Below are 17,932 nucleotides of genomic sequence, written 5' to 3'. Positions count from 1 at the left end.
ATGCAAACCCGTTTTTATTCTAATTACCGGTTTGAACACGATTGGAATGAACTTCAAGCAGTTGCATTTTGTCTGTATGAAGCCGATTCTGTCCGGATCAATTTCAACAAGCAGCAGATCTTCAATACTCCTGTATGAATCGATTCTTTCTGAATCCATCTCATTCAGCCGGTGTCTGTGTGAATTGGTTCATGAAGAATCTATTTCATTTGAACATAACCCTGAAATAACTGAAGTTGATTCTAACAATTGTTTTGCGCGAAAGGGGTTAACCATGCTAGGTATTGTCAAAAAAATCTTCGGTGACGTCAACGATCGTGAGGTCAAGCGTCTGATGAAGACGGTTGATCAGATCAACAAATTAGAGCCGGAATTCGTCAACCTTTCCGATGAGCAGCTGAAAGGGAAGACGGAGGAGTTCCGTGCGCGTCTGGAGAAGGGTGAAACCCTCGATGATCTCCTGCCTGAAGCGTTTGCCACCGTACGCGAAGCATCCAAGCGCGTGCTCGGTAAGCGTCATTACGACGTTCAGCTGGTTGGCGGCATGACGCTGCACGAAGGCAAGATCGCCGAAATGAAGACCGGTGAAGGGAAGACGCTGGTAGGTACCCTGCCGGTATACCTGAACGCCCTGCTCGGCAAAGGTGTGCACGTGGTCACCGTCAACGACTATCTCGCTCAGCGGGACAGCGCGGAAATGGGACAAATTTACGAATTCCTGGGCATGACCGTCGGGGTGAACCTGAGCGGCATGGACCATGCGGATAAACAAGTGGCTTACGCCTGCGATATTACGTACGGTACGAATAACGAGTTTGGTTTTGACTACCTGCGTGACAACATGGTGCTGTATAAGGAACAAATGGTGCAGCGCCCGCTGTACTTCTGTACGATTGACGAAGTGGACTCGATTCTGATCGATGAGGCGCGTACGCCGCTGATCATCTCAGGACAAGCCCAAAAGTCGACGGAGCTGTATTACGTAGCGGACCGCTTTGTGAAGCAGCTGCAGAAGGAAGAGGACTATACGGTTGATATCAAGGTCAAATCCGTTGCGTTGACGGAAAAGGGTGTTGCTAAAGCGGAACGCGCTTTTGGCATCGAGAACCTGTATGACCACAGCCATATTACGCTGAACCACCACATCGTGCAGGCGCTGAAGGCGAACGTCATCATGCGCCGCGACGTCGATTACGTCGTGACAGAGGATGAAGTGGTGATCGTCGACGAGTTTACGGGCCGTCTGATGGCCGGACGCCGATACAGCGACGGTCTGCACCAGGCAATCGAAGCGAAGGAAGGCATCGAGGTGCAGAACGAGAGCATGACGCTCGCGACGATTACCTTCCAGAACTACTTCCGGATGTACCGCAAGCTGGCCGGCATGACCGGTACGGCGAAGACAGAGGAAGAAGAGTTTAAGAAAATTTACGGTCTGGAAGTTATCCAGGTACCGACGAACAAACCGAACCAACGGAACGACATGCCGGACATCGTTTACAAGAGTGTAAACGGCAAGTTCAAGGCCGTTGTCGACGAAATCGTGGAGCGCCACAAAAAGAATCAGCCGGTGCTGGTTGGTACGGTATCCATCGAGAACTCCGAACTGATTTCGGAAATGCTGAAGCGCAAGGGCATCAAGCACCAGGTGCTGAATGCCAAGTATCATGCCGAAGAAGCGGACATTATCTCCCGCGCCGGTCAGCCGGGTACGGTAACGATCGCCACCAACATGGCCGGACGGGGTACCGACATTTTGCTCGGTGAAGGTGTAGCTGATGTGGGCGGTCTGCATATCATTGGTACAGAGCGCCACGAATCCCGCCGGATCGATAACCAGCTTCGGGGCCGTGCCGGACGCCAGGGTGACCCGGGCTCGACGCAGTTCTACCTGTCGCTGGGCGATGAACTCATGAAGCGGTTCGGCGCCGACAACGTGCTGAACATGATGGAACGCCTCGGTTTCGAGGAAGACCAGCCGATTGAGAGCAAGATGATTACCCGTGCGGTCGAATCCGCGCAAAAACGCGTCGAAGGCAACAACTTCGACCTGCGGAAGGTCGTCCTCCAATACGACGACGTCATGAACCAGCAGCGGGAAATCATCTACAAGCAGCGCCGTGAAATTCTGGAATCCGATAACATCAAGGATATCGTCATGGAGATGATCAAGCCGGTCATTGACCGTGCGGTTGAAGTGCACTGCTCCGACGATATTCCGGAAAACTGGGAGCTCCAGGAAGTGGCTGATTATGTAAACAGCAAGCTCCTCGACGAAGGCTCGATTACCCGCGACGATCTGTGGGGCAAAGAGGTTGAGGAGATTGAAGAGTTTATCTTCGATAAGGTGAAGAAGAAGTACGACGAGCGCGAAGAGCGGATCGGTTCCGAGCTGGTGCGTGAGTTCGAGAAAGTTATCGTGCTTCGCTCCGTCGACAGCAAGTGGATGGACCACATCGACGCGATGGATCAGCTCCGTCAAGGTATCCACCTCCGTGCATACGGCGGTACGGATCCGCTTCGCGAATACCAATTCGAGGGCTTCGAGATGTTCAACACGATGACGGCCAGCATCCAGGAAGAAGTGGCCATGTACGTGATGAAGGCCCATATCGAAGCGAACCAGGAGCGCCAGGCTGTCGTGGAAGAGAGCAAGGTTTCCACGAATGGCGAGCCGACCGAGAAGAAGCCGGTGCAAGTCGGCGAACAGATCGGACGCAACGATTTGTGCCCTTGCGGCAGCGGCAAGAAGTACAAACACTGCCACGGTCAAGAAGCATAAGATAATATAGAAGCAAATGTTAAAGTCATTCATACAACAGCCGTTTCTTAGGCAACCCTAAGAAGCGGAGCCAAAACTCCCTTAAACCGGGAGACCCAATGCAGGCGCTGCTCTGAAGAGGAGGGCGGCTGCAGGGTCTTTCCGCTTAAGGGAGTTTATGTCGATAAAGAGGTGAAGAGTAAATCATGTTAGATCCAAGCGTTAAGCACGACCTGAGGGAAATTGCAACGAAACTCACCAATCTTAGGGGGTCTCTTTGACTTAGATCTGAAGCAGGAAATGATCGCGAACTTCGAAGAGAAAATGTCGGCTCCCGACTTTTGGGATGACAACGAAAAGGCTCAATCGGTCATCGCGGAAATGAACGCCGTGAAGTCATCGGTTGACGAGTATGAGAAACTGCAGCAGGAATACGACGACGCCTCCATGATGGCGGAGCTGGCCGACGAGGAAGGCGACGAATCACTGGCCGCCGAAATCGCCGAAGCGGTTGAGTCGTTAATGAAGAAGCTGGATGATTTCGAACTCAAGCTGCTGCTGAGCCAGCCTTACGATAAAATGAACGCTATTCTCGAGCTTCACCCGGGTGCCGGCGGCACCGAGTCCCAGGATTGGGGACAGATGCTGCTGCGGATGTACACCCGCTGGGCAGAGAAGCATGGCTTCAAAGTAGAAACCCTGGACTATCTGCCGGGTGACGAGGCCGGGATCAAGAGCGTTACGCTGCTGATCAAAGGCTTTAACGCATACGGCTATCTGAAAGCCGAGAAGGGCGTGCATCGTCTGGTGCGGATCTCGCCGTTTGACTCATCGGGACGCCGCCATACGTCGTTCGTCTCCTGCGATGTCGTGCCGGAGATTACTGAGGACGTCGACGTGGAGATCCGGACAGAGGATCTCAAGATCGATACGTACCGGGCCAGCGGCGCCGGCGGTCAGCACATTAACACGACGGACTCCGCGGTACGGATTACCCACATCCCGACGGGCGTGGTCGTAACCTGTCAGAACGAACGCTCGCAGATCAAAAACCGGGAGCGCGCGATGACAATGCTTCGCTCGAAGCTGTACGAGCGCAAACTCGAAGAGCAGCAAAAACAGCTGGATGAAATCCGAGGGGAACAGTCGGATATTGCCTGGGGCAGCCAGATTCGCTCCTACGTGTTTCATCCCTATAGTATGGTAAAGGACCACCGCACTTCAGTGGAGACCGGCAATGTCGGCGCTGTCATGGACGGGGACCTGGATCTGTTCATCGACGGTTATTTGCGCAGCCAAATCAAGGTGGAAACCGAATAAAACCAAGTGAATTCCTACACGCTATTTGTGTAGGAATTTTTTGGTGTAAAGGACTGATTTTAGCATTCCGGAAGGCTTGGCTGTTGGATGGCCGATTTTATATTTTAGGTAAGGAGAGAAAATTGTTCATGTCGCAGAAATCATCGAACCGCAGAAGGGCATCTCTGCCCATGAGCGGACCCCAGCGCCACGTGGTGGATACGCTGCTCATCATTGTCGGTTCCTTTATTATCGCTTTAGGGTTTAATTTGTTTTTCCTGCCGAACGGCATTGCTTCCGGCGGGGTATCCGGGATTTCCGTGCTGACCGAAGCCTGGTTTGGCATGGAGCCAGCCTTTACCCAGTGGGCGCTCAACATTCCGTTGTTTATCCTGGGCATCCTGCTGCTCGGAAAAAATTACGGTATCCGCTCGCTGCTGGGCAGCGTGGTGCTGCCATTGTTCGTCTATCTGACGAAGGACTGGCCGCTGCCGACGAGCAACCCGCTGCTCGCTTCGATTTACGGCGGGATTGCGGTAGGCCTCGGCATCGGGATCGTGTACCGGGGGCGGGGCTCTACCGGCGGACTGACGACGTTAGCCCAGATTATCCAAAAGTACAGCGGACTGAGCTTCTCCCTGTGCGTCGTGATCTTGGACGGATCGGTCATCCTTTTGGCCGCCTGTACGTTGTCGCTGGAGAAGGCGCTGTATGCGCTGGTGGGACTGTATGTCACAGGCAAGGTGATCGACGCCATTGAGCTCGGTTTCAACTACTCGAAGGTGGCTTATATCATCTCGGACCATATCGAACCGATAACGGCGGCAGTGCTGAAGGACCTGGACCGGGGCTGTACCAAGCTGAACGCCACCGGCGGCTATACCGGAACGGACCGGACCGTGCTGATGGTCGTCATCGGCCAGAGCGAAACGACGCGGCTGAAGACGCTGGTGCAGTCGGTGGACCCGGAGGCTTTTGTTATCATCAGCAATGCGCATGAGGTGCTGGGCGAAGGCTTTAAGCTGCAGGGCAGCTGAGCATTTTTTTCACCATCCCTCATAGTTTAATAATGAACAACAAAAAGAGGCGAACAGTTATCCATGCGGGCTGGGCAGCCTCTTTTTCATTATGAAGAAGTCGGGGGATGTTCAGATGTTCACACCTGTCCGGACCGATACGGCATCAAAAATAAATAACAGCATACATAACAAGGGGAGTTTTCTGCATATGAATGGTGCAGATGCCGGCACTCCGAGCAAATATCCATACGGTCAATGAATGAGCGACGCGTAAGTTTTCAATAGGCATGAAGCGAAGCGGACCTTGAACAGGGTCTTTTTTTATTGGAGATTGAAAAGTACATAGGCTCGGACCATAGGAGACGGGAGCGGAAAAGCCCTTACAGGATAAGGGAAATTCATTCCAAAGTGTTGTATTTATAAAAAAGCGGTCGTATAATAATACATAATTATTCATGATTTATACAGAAGCGGCAGTAGAGAGGGGAACGCGGGGAATGGGAGAACACGGTACTGGGGAGAAGGTTAGGATTGCGATCGTCGGTTCAACCGGCTACGGCGGGGTTGAGCTGATCCGGCTGCTGCAGGGGCATCCCAAAGCAGTCATTACGTCAGTGATTTCATCATCGAGCGCGGGAACGCCGATTTCGGAAGGTTTTCCGCATTTAACGGATATTATCGTGCAAAATTTGGACGGTACCGATCCGAAGGAAATCGCCGCCAAGGCGGATGTCGTCTTTACGGCTACCCCTTCGGGCGTGAGCTCCAAACTGGTGCCGGGCTTGCTGGAAGAAGGACTTAAGGTCATTGATTTGTCCGGGGATTTCCGGATAAAGGACGGCGCCACGTACGAAAAATGGTATAAGCACACCGCCCCGAATGCGGCTTATTTGGACCAAGCCGTTTTCGGTTTGTGCGAGCTGTTTGGAGAAGAAGTCGCCGGCAAGGACTTTATTTCCAATCCCGGCTGTTACCCGACGGCTACCCTGCTCGGTCTGGTTCCGGCCATCAGCGCCGGCTGGATTAACCCGAACAGCATTATCATCGATGCCAAGTCCGGCGTATCGGGTTCGGGACGCGGAACGAGCTTGACGACCCATTTTGCGGAAATTAATGAAAATTTCAAAGCTTACAAAGTGAATAAGCATCAGCATATCCCGGAAATTGAGCAGGTGCTCAGCCAAGTGGCTGGTGAGCAGGTGACCGTGACGTTTACGACCCAGCTCGTGCCGATGACCCGGGGCATTATGAGCACGATGTATGCAAACTTGAACGGCGTGTATAACGATGAAGATTTTGTGGAGCTGTACCGGCAGTATTACCAAGGACGGCCGTTCGTGCGCGTGCGCGACACGGGCATTTGGCCGGCGACGAAGGAAGTGCTGGGCTCCAATTATTGCGATATCGGTTTTGCGGCGGATCCGCGGACGGGCCGGGTCACCATTATTTCGGTCATTGACAATATCGTCAAAGGTGCGGCTGGCCAGGCGATACAGAACCTGAATCTGATGATGGGATGGGAGGAGAATCTCGGACTCGGCTATACTCCGGTGTATCCGTAAGCGGGATGAACATAGACATGGGACAATTAACGACGTTTACGCAGGTGAAGGACGGATCGATCGTCACGCCGAAAGGTTTTTCGGCGGGAGGCGTGCACTGCGGACTCAAGAAGACGGATCGCCATGACCTTGGCGCGATCCTGTGCGAGGTGCCGGCCGTGGCTGCGGCCGTGTACACCACGAATGTGTTTCAAGCGGCACCGCTGAAGGTGACGCGCGAGAGCTTGCAGAACGGCACGCTGCAGGCTGTAATCGTGAACAGCGGCAACGCCAACGCGTGCACCGGGCAGCAGGGCGAAGCCGATGCCTATGACATGCGGGCGGCCGCAGCCCGCCACCTCGGCGTGGCGGAGCAGGACGTGGCTGTCGCGTCCACGGGCGTGATCGGCGAGCTGCTCAAGATGGACCGCGTGAACGCGGGCATCGAATCGCTGCCGCCGCGGCTCAGCAGCGCCAATTCGGGCGCGGAGGACTTCTCGCAGGCGATCCTCACCACAGACCTGGTGAAAAAAGAAGCCTGCGTATCGGTGTTGGTGAACGGCAAAGAGGTAACGATTGGCGGCGCGGCCAAGGGTTCGGGGATGATTCATCCGAACATGGCGACGATGCTCGCTTTTATGACGACGGACGCGGCCATTGACCAGGAAGCACTGCAGCAGCTGATGCGGCAGGCGACGGACGTGACGTTCAACATGATTACGGTGGACGGCGACACGAGCACAAATGACATGCTGATCGCCATGGCCAGCGGGCTGGCGGGGAACGAAGTGCTGACGCCGGCGCATCCGGACTGGGAGCCGTTTGCCGAAGGGTTTACGTATGTGTGCCGGAGCTTGGCCCAAGCGATTGCGCGGGACGGCGAAGGTGCGACGAAGCTGGTCGAAGTCAGCGTCACCGGCGCAGTCAGCGACCTGTCGGCACGGGCGATTGCCAAGACGGTCATCGGCTCGAGCCTGGTCAAATCGGCCGTGTTTGGCGCCGATGCCAACTGGGGACGGATCATCGCCGCCGTCGGGCGTGCGGGCGAGCCGGTAAATCCGGAGACGGTCGACATCCGGCTTGGCGATATCAGCGTATTGGAACAATCGCGTCCGGTCGCTTTTGATGAAGATGAAGCGTTGGCTTACCTGAAAGGGGACACCGTCCGCATCGTCGTGGATCTGCACAGCGGAGCCGGGCAAGCCACCGCCTGGGGCTGCGATTTGACTTATGACTACGTACGGATCAATGCGGCTTACCGGACATAAGGCGAAGGCAGCTGCAGGGGAGAGTGAATGCATATGAAGACGCTGGAGAATGAGCAGGGCTCCCATATTGGAGCGGATGACCAGCAGACGTTTGTCATGAAGTGCGGGGGAAGCACGCTCGCGGCACTGCCGGATTCCTTCTTTGAGGATCTGAAGCAGCTGCAGCAGCAGGGCGTGCAGCCGGTCATCGTCCATGGGGGCGGTCCGGCCATTTCGGACAATCTCGCCAAGCTGGGCATTGAAACGGAATTCGTGAACGGCCTGCGCAAGACGACCGAGGACGTCCTCGATGTCGTGGAGATGGTGCTTGCCGGAACGATCAACAAGCAGATCGTGCGGCGGATTCAGAGCACGGGCGGCCGGGCTCTTGGCCTGTCGGGCGTCGACGGGGGATTGATCCAGGCCGAGCCGGTTGCGAACGCGGCCGAGGTTGGCCATGTCGGCGACGTGACCTATGTGGAATCGGCGATCGTTAAAGGTATTACGGCCATGGGCTACATGCCGGTCATCGCACCGGTCGGGGTGGACGCGGCCGGGCAACGCTATAACATTAACGCCGATACCGCGGCAGGTGCCGTCGCTTCCCATTTGGGAGTCGACCGGATGATCGTGGTCACGGACGTGCCCGGCATCCTGAAAGCCGTGGACGGCGAGAAGCAGGTGCTGCCGTCGGTGACGGTGCAGCAAATCGAAGACATGATCGCCAGCGGCGACATTTACGGCGGCATGATTCCGAAAGTTCGGGCCGCGGTGAGCTGCATTCAAGGAGACGTGCAGGAAGTCGTCATCGTGGACGGCAATGAGCCCCGGGTACTGAGCCGGGTGCTGCAGGGTGAAGTGCTGGGTACCCGCATCGTGCGGGATTAAGATAAAGGTACTTTGAAATTACATCGATAAACGTTTTTATTATACAGGGGCACAGGGAGGGACCTGCGGCTCCGGGAGAAGGAGTGATTAGGGATGAGTGCAAGCGAACAGGCAAGCTCATTGTTTCAGAACTATGCCAGATATCCGATCAGCCTGGTGAAGGGGCAGGGGAGCTGGCTGTGGGACGATAAAGGGAACAAATACCTCGACTTTATGTGCGGTATAGCGGTGACCAATCTGGGCCATGCGCCGAAGAAAGTGACCGAGAAGCTGAAAGCTCAGCTGGATGAGCTGTGGCATGTATCGAACCTGTTTCACATTCCGAACCAGGAAAGAGCAGCTTCTCTGCTGACGGCGAACAGCTGCGCGGATGCGGTGTTCTTCTGCAACAGCGGCGCCGAAGCGAACGAAGCGGCCATCAAACTGGCCCGCCGCTACCACCAGAAAGTGAAAGGCTCGGGACGCTTTGAAATCATCACCTTCCATCAATCCTTCCACGGACGCACGCTGGCTACCCTGACGGCGACCGGCCAGGACAAGGTAAAAGACGGCTTCCTGCCGCTGCCTGCCGGCTTCAAGAGCGTACCGCTGCATGATCTGGATGCGCTGAAAGCGGCTATCGGACCGAATACGGCTGCGATTATGATCGAGATGGTGCTGGCGGAAGGCGGCGTGCTTGTCGTGCAGCCGGACTTCCTGAAGGCAGTGAAGGCGCTGTGCGAACAGCATGGGCTTTTGCTCATCCTCGACGAGGTGCAGACCGGCATGGGGCGTACAGGCAAGCTGTTTGCGTATGAGCATTACGGCATTGAGCCGGATATTTTCACACTCGCCAAAGGCATTGCCAGCGGGTTCCCGGCAGGAGCGATGCTCGGCAAAGGTTATCTGAAAGACGCGTTTACGCCGGGCAGCCACGGCTCTACCTTCGGCGGCACGCCGATCGCGACGGCAGCGATGATCGCTACGATCGAGACGATTCTCGAGGACCAGCTGCCGCAGCGCGCCGCGGACATGGGCGAGTATTTAATCCAGCAGCTGAACGAAAAGGTGGCTGTGCATCCTTTTGTCAATGAAGTGCGCGGGTTGGGGCTGCTCATCGGCATCGAATGCAAGGAGCCGGTGAACGACATCGTGCTGGAAGGGCAGAAACGCGGGCTGCTGTTCGTGACCGCCGGTCCGAACGTGATCCGCCTGCTTCCAAACCTGTATATTTCCAAAGAAGAAATCGATCAGGCCGTCGGCATGATTGCCGAGCTGATCCATGATCATACCGCAGTAAACAAGGCGTAGCCGGGCACCATTAGAGCATGCACTGATAAAGGAGGACGTAAAGATGTTGAGCCAAACCGGGCTGCTGCAGGATATCGACCTGAAGGGAAGAGACCTGCTGGAGCTCGACGATTATACACCGGAAGAAATTCAGTACTTGATCGATCTGGCGATCGAACTCAAGCGCAAGCAGAAGAACGGCGAGGAATACCAGCCGCTGAAGGGCAAAACGATCGGACTTATTTTCGAAAAATCATCCACCCGTACCCGGGTATCGTTCGAAGTGGGGGCGTTCCAGCTCGGAGCCCACGCGCTCTTTTTAAGCAAAAACGACATTCAGCTCGGACGCGGGGAAATTATCAGCGATACGGCGCAGGTGCTGTCGCGTTACCTGGACGGCATCATGATCCGCACCTTCGGGCATCACAATGTGACGGATCTGGCGAAATACGCCTCTGTTCCCGTGATCAACGGCCTGAGCGATCTGGCGCATCCGTGCCAGGTGCTGGCGGATTACCAGACGATCTATGAGCAGAAAGGCCAGCTGAAAGGCCTGAAGCTCGCCTACATCGGCGACGGCAACAACATGGCCCATTCCTTGATGATCGGCGGCGCCAAGCTGGGCGTGAACGTATCGATCGCAAGTCCGGAAGGGTACACCCCGGATCCGGCTGTGGTGAAGGCAAGCCAAGAGATCGCCAAGGAGAGCGGCGCGCAGATCGTCGTTACGCACAGTCCGGAAGAAGCGGTGAAGGACGCGGACGTCATTTATACCGATGTATGGGCCAGCATGGGCTTTGAGGAAGAGCAGAAGGTCCGCGAGGCGGCGTTCAAAAACTATCAAGTCGACGAAAAGCTGGCGCAGCTGGCGAAGGCAGACTACCTGTTCATGCACTGCCTGCCGGCACACCGTGGGGAAGAAGTAAGCGAAGGGGTCATCGACGGCAAAAACTCGGTTATTTTCGACCAGGCCGAAAACCGTCTGCACGCGCAAAAAGCGCTGATGGCCGCATTGATGGGTTAAGATTAGTCAGGAGAGGGAGTTAAGACATGGCAAAAGAAAAAATCGTACTGGCGTATTCCGGAGGTCTGGATACGTCGGTCATTCTGAAGTGGCTCAAGGAAACGTATGACGCTGAAATCATCGCATTTACGGCCGATATCGGACAGAAGGAAGAGCTGGACGGTTTGGAAGAAAAGGCACTGGCTACCGGCGCCTCGAAAGTATACATTGACGACCTGCGTGACGAGTTCGCACAGGATTTCATCTTCCCGATGTTCCAATCGGGAGCGCTGTATGAGGGGCAGTACCTGCTCGGCACGAGCATTGCGCGCCCGCTGATCGCCAAGCGCATGGTGGACATCGCCCGCGCGGAAGGCGCAACGGCAATCGCGCACGGCGCAACGGGCAAAGGGAACGACCAGGTGCGTTTCGAGCTGGCGGCTGCGGCCCTCGCTCCGGACATCAAAGTTATCGCTCCATGGCGTCTTGAGGAGTTCCGTAACGAGTTCCCGGGACGCGCGGAAATGATCGCTTTTGCCGAGAAGCATGGCATTCCGGTAACAGCCTCGGCGGCGAAGCCTTATTCGATGGACCGCAACCTGCTGCATATCAGCTATGAGAGCGGCGTGCTCGAGGATCCTTGGTTCGATGCGAGCGCTCCGGAAAATAAAGACATGTACCTGCTCAGTGCCTCTCCTGAAGATGCGCCGGATGAGGCGGAATATGTGGAGCTCGATTTTGTGCAAGGGAACTGCGTCGCCATTAACGGCGAGAAGCTGAACCCGCTGGCCGTGATGGAGCGTCTCAACGAGCTCGGCGGCAAGCACGGCATCGGCCGCGTGGACATGGTGGAGAACCGCTTTGTCGGCATGAAGAGCCGCGGCGTGTATGAAACGCCAGGGGGCACGATCCTGTTCACCGCGCACCGCAAAATGGAATCGATCACGATGGACCGCGAAGTGATGAACCTGCGCGACAGCCTGATCACCCGTTACAGCACGCTTGTGTACAACGGCTTCTGGTTCGCACCGGAACGTCTGGCACTGCAGGCGCTCGTAACTGAAAGCCAGAAGAACGTGACCGGTACGGTGCGCGTGAAGCTGTACAAGGGCAATATCATCGCCGCCGGCGTGAAGAGCCCGGTCAGCCTGTACAACCCGGACATCGCCACGATGGAAGCTGATCCGACCCAAGCGTACGATCAAGGAGACGCTACCGGTTTTATCCATTTGAACGCTCTGCGTCTTAAAGTCGGCACAGGCGTGGCACAGAACAAATAATTTTTCCATGATATAATCAACAGCACAAGCATGTCGTAGGGAGGCCGTTCCTTGTCGGTCACGGGAAGGAGCGGCCCTCTGCTGTCAAGCAAGAGGGGAGAGAACGATAGTGGGCAAACTGTGGGGAGGGCGCTTTACGAAGCAGACCAACCATCTGGTAGACGAATATACGGCTTCGATCGGTTTTGACCAGGCGCTTGCCGAGGAGGATATTCAAGGCAGCCTGGCTCATGTGACGATGCTGGGCAAATGCGGAATCGTTCCGCAGGAAGACGTGGAGACGATCAAGGCGGGGCTGCAAACCGTGCTGGACAAAATCCGCCGCGGCGAAATCGAGTTTTCGGTGGCGGACGAGGACATCCATATGAACGTGGAGAAAAATCTGATCGCCGAGATCGGCCCGGTCGGCGGCAAGCTGCATACGGGACGCAGCCGGAACGATCAGGTGGCGACCGATATGCACCTGTATTTGCGCAAGCGGGTCGTTGAGCTGGCCGGCATGCTGCATGAGCTGCAAAAATCGCTGATCGGACAAGCAAGGGACAACCTGGATACGATCATCCCGGGGTATACGCATCTGCAGCGGGCGCAGCCGATTCTGTTCGCCCATCATCTGATGGCGTACGTCTCCATGTTCCAGCGCGATATTGAGCGCCTTATGGACAGCTACAAGCGCATTAACGTCCTGCCGCTCGGCGCAGGCGCCCTGGCCGGGACGACGTTCCCGATCGACCGCCATTTTGTGGCGGAGCAGCTGCAGTTTGACCGGGTCTACGAGAACAGTCTGGATGCGGTCAGCGACCGCGACTTTATCGTGGAGTTCCTGTCCCACGCGTCCATCATCATGATGCATCTCTCCCGCCTGTCCGAAGAGCTGGTGCTGTGGAGCAGCACGGAGTTTAACTTTATCGAGCTGGACGACGCCTTCTGTACCGGCAGCAGCATCATGCCGCAGAAGAAAAATCCGGACGTGCCGGAGCTGGTTCGCGGTAAAACCGGCCGCGTGTACGGCAACCTGATGGGCCTTCTGACGGTGCTCAAGTCGCTGCCTTTGGCGTACAACAAGGATATGCAGGAAGACAAGGAAGGCATGTTCGACACGGTGGCCACGCTGGAGGGAGCCCTGCAGCTGTTTGCGCCGATGATCGCCACGATGAAGGTGAACAAGAGCCGCATGCGCGAAGCGGTCAACCAGGATTTCTCGAACGCGACGGACATCGCCGACTTCCTCGTGGGTAAAGGGCTGCCGTTCCGCCAGGCGCATGAAGTCATCGGCAAAACGGTGCTGTACTGCATCCAGCAGGGCAAGTACCTGCTTGACCTGACGATGGAGGAGTTCCAGCAGTTCTCGCCGCTGTTCGACGACACGATTTATGAGGTGCTGCGGCCGGAAACCGTTGTGAATGCCCGCAATGTGTACGGAGGCACGGCGACGGATCAGGTGGCGGAAGCGATTAAGCGCGGTGAGGTGCTGCTCAGCATGACAGAGCAGTGGCTTGCCGAGCACGTATAGACGATAGCCGTAACGGCGTGGTTATGTGATTGAGCCTGATTTGACTTCAGGCAGACGGACTAATTTTTAGCAGCGGAATAATAAATTGCAGATCAGAAATTGCAGTAAGAAAAGGCGCTTCCCTTGTGGAGGCGTCTTTTTTCGTTGCGTCCCCCATATTTTTCATTTGCCGTATTTACAACGTAACAATGTTATGTTACATTATTTCTGCGAGGAGGATGTGCAATGAACGAAGAAGAGATTTCCAAAAAGGATCTGCTGGAACTGACCGGAATTTCCTATGGACAGCTGTACCGCTGGAAGCGGAAAAACCTCATTCCCGAGGAATGGTTTATCCGCAAGTCTTCCTTCACGGGACAGGAGACCTTTTTTCCGAAGCAAAAAATACTGCAGCGCATAGACCGCATTATCAATATGAAGGACGGTTTGTCCCTCGACGAGCTGGCCGATGTGTTTTCGCCGAGCTCCGGGGAAGTATCGATCACCCCCGACGAGCTTTTACAACGTAACATTGTTACAAATATGACGCTGGATCTGTTCGAACAGGAGCTGGGGAAGCAGGACGTGCTGACGTTCGCCGATATTCTCTCGGTCTATGTACTGGAGAAGCTGCTCAAGAGCGGAGAAATAACCCGGGATGAAGGCAAGATGCTGTTATCCCTCATGCGGGATCATTACGCCAAGGTGGCAAGCAGACCGTGCGAGCTGGCGGTCATCCGCAAAATGGGCGTGCCGCTGCTGCTGCTAATCGAGACTACCGAGCATGTATATGTGGACCGGGATGCCAAGTGGGTGTTCCGCCTGCCTTTAAGGGGCTGTATCGAGGAATTGAAATTAAAAATCAACCAATCGGAGGTTTGAGGCGATGGAGCGGGAACAAAGACATGACATGTCGATGTCGGGCATCGGGACGGTGGCGTCCGGTGTGTATAAAACGGTTAGGATTGACGGGATCAGCAAGGTGAAGGGAGATATCGACTGCATTACGCTGGATTCCAACGGCACCCTGAACATTTCGGGTTCGGTGCTGGGGGAAACGGTCAAGATCAACGGGACGATGTCGATCGGCGGCAATTTATCGGCCGAACGTCTGATTCTGGACGGGATGGGATCGGTCAAAGAGATGACACGCTGCAGCGAATCGGCTGCGATCAACGGCCAGGTCACCCTGGAAAAGGGGCTCAACAGCGAGAAAGTGGAAGTGTCGGGCAGCCTGAAGTCGAGAGGGGACGTGCAGTGCGAGGTGCTTTCGGTTCACGGCGGCTTTAACGTGGATGGGCTGGTGAACGCCGGCGAGATCGACTTGAAGATGAGCCTGGCCAGCAAAGCCAAGGAAATTGGCGGGGATCATATCACCGTGCGTCGGTTGAAGAAAGCGCCTATTTTGCTGCAGTTGGCCCCGGTCTTCAACAACCGCCTGAAGGCCGATCTCATTGAAGGGGACTTCGTGGACCTGGAATATACCGAAGCGGATGTCGTCCGCGGCAGCGAAGTACGGATCGGCCCCGGCTGCAAAATCGGCAGAGTCGAATACAAGGTCGACTTCAAGCGGGACGGAGACGCTCAGGTCGGATCGGCGAAGCAGATCTGAAGCAGATCTGAAGCAGATCTGAAGCAGCGTTGAAGCAGATGTGAACCTGCGCTGAAACCAGCTGCTAGGCAGCGATAGAGCAAAGTCCCAACAGGGGTGCATTAGACAACATTCAGGGTATGCCCGGACGACCGGGTATTTATAAGGGAGGAAAAGGTCATGACGGCAAATGGAAACCGCCAAGGGCTTGGCGATATCAAAATCACGGGCAGCGGGAGCTCGGGGGGCGGGACTTTTAACCAGGTCAAAATTATGGGTGACGCGGAAATCAGCAGTACGACGGACTGCGGGCTGTTTAAATGCCTGGGTACGGCTCAGGTGAACGGCTCCCTGATCACAGAAACCGCATCCGTCAACGGAACGCTGAACGTCCGGGAGAACCTTCAGGGCGGACTGCTGAAGTCTCAGGGCGAGGTAAGCGTGTCCGGCGATCTTCAGTTGAAAAGCATCAGCATTAACGGCGAGCTGGCCGTCGGCGGCAATGTGTCTTCGGATTTCGTCAAGATCAACGGCGGCCTTCGGGCGGCGTCCGGCCAGACGGAGGAGCTGCTCGTGCGGGGCGTGGTGGAAGTCCCGGGCATGCTGAACGGCGAGCTCGTCGAGATTAAAATGTATGGACCGAGCCGGATCGGAGAGCTTGTAGGTGCCAAGATCACCGTCAAGAAAGGGCTGGAGATTCCGCTGTTCGGGAAGATGACTTCCCATTACGATGGCGGGGAGCTCAGCGCGGAGAGCATCGAAGGCGACGTCGTTTATCTCGAGAACACCAAGGCTGCCGTCGTCCGGGGCAGAAGGGTGACCATCGGCAGCGGATGCGAGATCGGACTGGTGGAGTATACGGACGAATTCAAGCAGGACACGGCGGCAAGTGTAGGCCGGTTTGTCCGGCTGGGATAGGATATTTTACAAACAATATAAAGGGGTAGTGCGTGATATGGCAGTGAAAAAGAACAGGCTGGGTCTGATCGTCGCCGGTCTGCTGCTCGGCGTGCTGATCGCCGCGATGGACAACACGATCGTCTCGACCGCAATGGGGACGATCGTCGGCGAGCTGGGCGGTCTGGACCAATTCGTCTGGGTCACCTCCGCCTATATGGTGGCAGAGATGGCCGGCATGCCGATCTTCGGCAAATTGTCCGATATGTATGGAAGGAAAAGGTTTTTCGTATTCGGGATCATCCTGTTCCTGCTGGGTTCGGCCATGTGCGGGACGGCGCACAGCATTACCGAGCTGAGCATTTACCGCGCGATTCAGGGAATTGGCGGCGGGGCGCTGGTGCCGATTGCATTTACGATCGTGTTTGATATTTTCCCGGTGGAGTCCAGAGGCAAGATGGCGGGTATGTTCGGCGCCGTATTCGGGGTGTCGAGCTTGTTCGGACCGCTTCTCGGGGCGTATATCACCGATTATTTGGAGTGGCGCTGGATTTTCTATATTAACCTGCCTTTAGGCATTGCAGCCTTTCTGCTGGTGGTGCTGTTCTATCATGAATCCCATGAGCATTCCAAGCAAAAGATCGACATTTGGGGAGCGGCTACGCTGGTGGGCTCCGTGGTCAGCCTGATGTTCGCGCTGGAGCTGGGCGGCAGCAAATATGCCTGGGATTCGCCGGTCATTATCGGATTGTTCGCCGCGTTTGCCGTGCTGATGATCGTCTTCCTGGCCGTGGAGGCCAAGGTGGCCGAACCGATCGTGTCCTACGACATGTTCCGCAAAAGGTTGTTCGCCTTCAGCAGTGCAGCGGCCTTGTTCTATGGGGCGGCTTTCATTACCGCAGCCGTGTACATTCCGATTTTCGTGCAAGGGGTCATGGGTGGGAATGCAACTAACTCCGGATTGATACTACTTCCGATGACACTGAGTTCCGTAGTTGCCTCGCAAATAGGGGGCATGCTGTCCACCAAAATGTCGTTCCGCAGCGTCATGATCCTGTCGGCAATCATTTTCGGCGGCGGCATGCTGCTGCTCGGCACGATTACGCCGGAGACGACGCGGACGATGCTGTCCATCTATATGCTGGTCGCCGGCTTCGGGATGGGATTTTCGTTCTCCGTGCTCGGGATGTCAGCTATTCAGGGCGTGGATGCCAGACAGCGGGGCTCGGCCAACTCGACGATTTCCTTCCTGCGCTCGCTGGGAATGACGGTGGGGATTACGATCTTCGGCATCATCCAGCGAAATGACTTCCATGACCGGCTGAGCAGCACGCTGGGCGGAGCTTCCGGTCAGAATATGCCGGCCACGATGGATCCGCAGCAGATGCTCTCGCCGGAGCGCAGAGCGCTTATTCCGGCACCGGTCATGGAGAAGATCAGCAGCGCGCTGTCCGTCTCCGTGGACCATGCGTTCCTGTGGGCCGTGATACCGGCGGCGCTGGCGCTGGTATCGGTCTCCCTGATGGGCGGTTCAAGGCTGCAAATGTCCCAGATGGGACCGGGAGCGCGTAAGGATGGGGCGCATCATTAATGGAAGCGTGATTTGGAACTTTCTCTCTTGGAAAAGAAGAAGCTGGGGCGAGCC

At 55.9% G+C, this 17,932-nt stretch carries 14 protein-coding genes; all 14 read left to right on the top strand.

The window, feature by feature from the left end; genetic code table 11:
• The first annotated feature begins 274 nt into the window (after positions 1–274).
• The 14 genes from secA to KI379_RS26970 all read left to right on the top strand — a co-directional run bounded on the left by secA (position 275) and on the right by KI379_RS26970 (position 17,878).
• Positions 275–2,782: a preprotein translocase subunit SecA gene (gene secA / locus KI379_RS27035; RefSeq protein ID WP_212985553.1), complete on the top strand. Its 2,508-nt coding sequence runs from the start codon at positions 275–277 to the stop codon at positions 2,780–2,782.
• A gap of 185 nt (positions 2,783–2,967) precedes the next feature.
• Positions 2,968–4,081, top strand: a protein-coding gene (gene prfB, locus KI379_RS27030; protein WP_143811917.1) for a peptide chain release factor 2 whose coding sequence is annotated in 2 segments (ribosomal slippage) — positions 2,968–3,039 and positions 3,041–4,081 — 1,113 coding nt in all. Because the reading frame shifts where the segments join, the coding sequence is not laid out codon by codon here.
• Between the two features lie 128 nt (positions 4,082–4,209).
• The gene (locus KI379_RS27025) at positions 4,210–5,097 is read left to right on the top strand and encodes a YitT family protein (protein ID WP_212985552.1); all 888 of its coding nucleotides are present in this window, start codon (positions 4,210–4,212) and stop codon (positions 5,095–5,097) included.
• Positions 5,098–5,576: 479 nt separating this feature from the next.
• Positions 5,577–6,641 carry an N-acetyl-gamma-glutamyl-phosphate reductase gene (argC, locus tag KI379_RS27020; protein WP_212985551.1) on the top strand — a complete coding sequence of 355 codons (1,065 nt, stop codon included), beginning with the start codon at positions 5,577–5,579 and terminating at the stop codon, positions 6,639–6,641.
• Positions 6,642–6,658: 17 nt separating this feature from the next.
• Positions 6,659–7,888, top strand: coding sequence for a bifunctional glutamate N-acetyltransferase/amino-acid acetyltransferase ArgJ (argJ, locus tag KI379_RS27015; protein ID WP_212985550.1), 1,230 nt, complete (start codon positions 6,659–6,661; stop codon positions 7,886–7,888).
• Between the two features lie 33 nt (positions 7,889–7,921).
• Positions 7,922–8,755, top strand: a complete 834-nt coding sequence (argB, locus tag KI379_RS27010) for an acetylglutamate kinase (RefSeq protein ID WP_212985549.1) — start codon at positions 7,922–7,924, stop codon at positions 8,753–8,755.
• Between the two features lie 93 nt (positions 8,756–8,848).
• A complete protein-coding gene (locus KI379_RS27005) occupies positions 8,849–10,045 on the top strand; it encodes an acetylornithine transaminase (RefSeq protein ID WP_212985548.1) in 1,197 nt (398 codons plus the stop codon).
• Positions 10,046–10,091: 46 nt separating this feature from the next.
• Positions 10,092–11,048, top strand: coding sequence for an ornithine carbamoyltransferase (gene argF, locus KI379_RS27000; RefSeq protein ID WP_212970480.1), 957 nt, complete (start codon positions 10,092–10,094; stop codon positions 11,046–11,048).
• A 26-nt stretch (positions 11,049–11,074) separates the two neighbouring features.
• Positions 11,075–12,307, top strand: a complete 1,233-nt coding sequence (locus KI379_RS26995; protein WP_212985547.1) for an argininosuccinate synthase — start codon at positions 11,075–11,077, stop codon at positions 12,305–12,307.
• 109 nt (positions 12,308–12,416) lie between these two features.
• Positions 12,417–13,820 carry an argininosuccinate lyase gene (argH, locus tag KI379_RS26990; protein WP_089549762.1) on the top strand — a complete coding sequence of 468 codons (1,404 nt, stop codon included), beginning with the start codon at positions 12,417–12,419 and terminating at the stop codon, positions 13,818–13,820.
• Positions 13,821–14,045: 225 nt separating this feature from the next.
• On the top strand, positions 14,046–14,681 hold the full coding sequence (locus tag KI379_RS26985; RefSeq protein WP_212985546.1) for a YhbD family protein: 636 nt from the start codon (positions 14,046–14,048) through the stop codon (positions 14,679–14,681).
• A 4-nt stretch (positions 14,682–14,685) separates the two neighbouring features.
• Positions 14,686–15,411 (top strand): polymer-forming cytoskeletal protein, encoded by a 726-nt coding sequence (locus KI379_RS26980; RefSeq protein ID WP_116233513.1) that lies wholly within the window; start codon positions 14,686–14,688, stop codon positions 15,409–15,411.
• Positions 15,412–15,570: 159 nt separating this feature from the next.
• Positions 15,571–16,308 carry a cytoplasmic protein gene (locus KI379_RS26975; protein WP_212985545.1) on the top strand — a complete coding sequence of 246 codons (738 nt, stop codon included), beginning with the start codon at positions 15,571–15,573 and terminating at the stop codon, positions 16,306–16,308.
• Between the two features lie 37 nt (positions 16,309–16,345).
• Positions 16,346–17,878 (top strand): MDR family MFS transporter, encoded by a 1,533-nt coding sequence (locus tag KI379_RS26970; protein WP_212985544.1) that lies wholly within the window; start codon positions 16,346–16,348, stop codon positions 17,876–17,878.
• The last annotated feature ends 54 nt before the right edge of the window (positions 17,879–17,932 follow it).

The sequence above is a fragment of the Paenibacillus cineris genome (assembly GCF_018333335.1).
GTDB classification, from domain to species: domain Bacteria; phylum Bacillota; class Bacilli; order Paenibacillales; family Paenibacillaceae; genus Paenibacillus_AQ; species Paenibacillus_AQ favisporus.
This window is presented reverse-complemented; position numbering and strand designations above follow the sequence as displayed.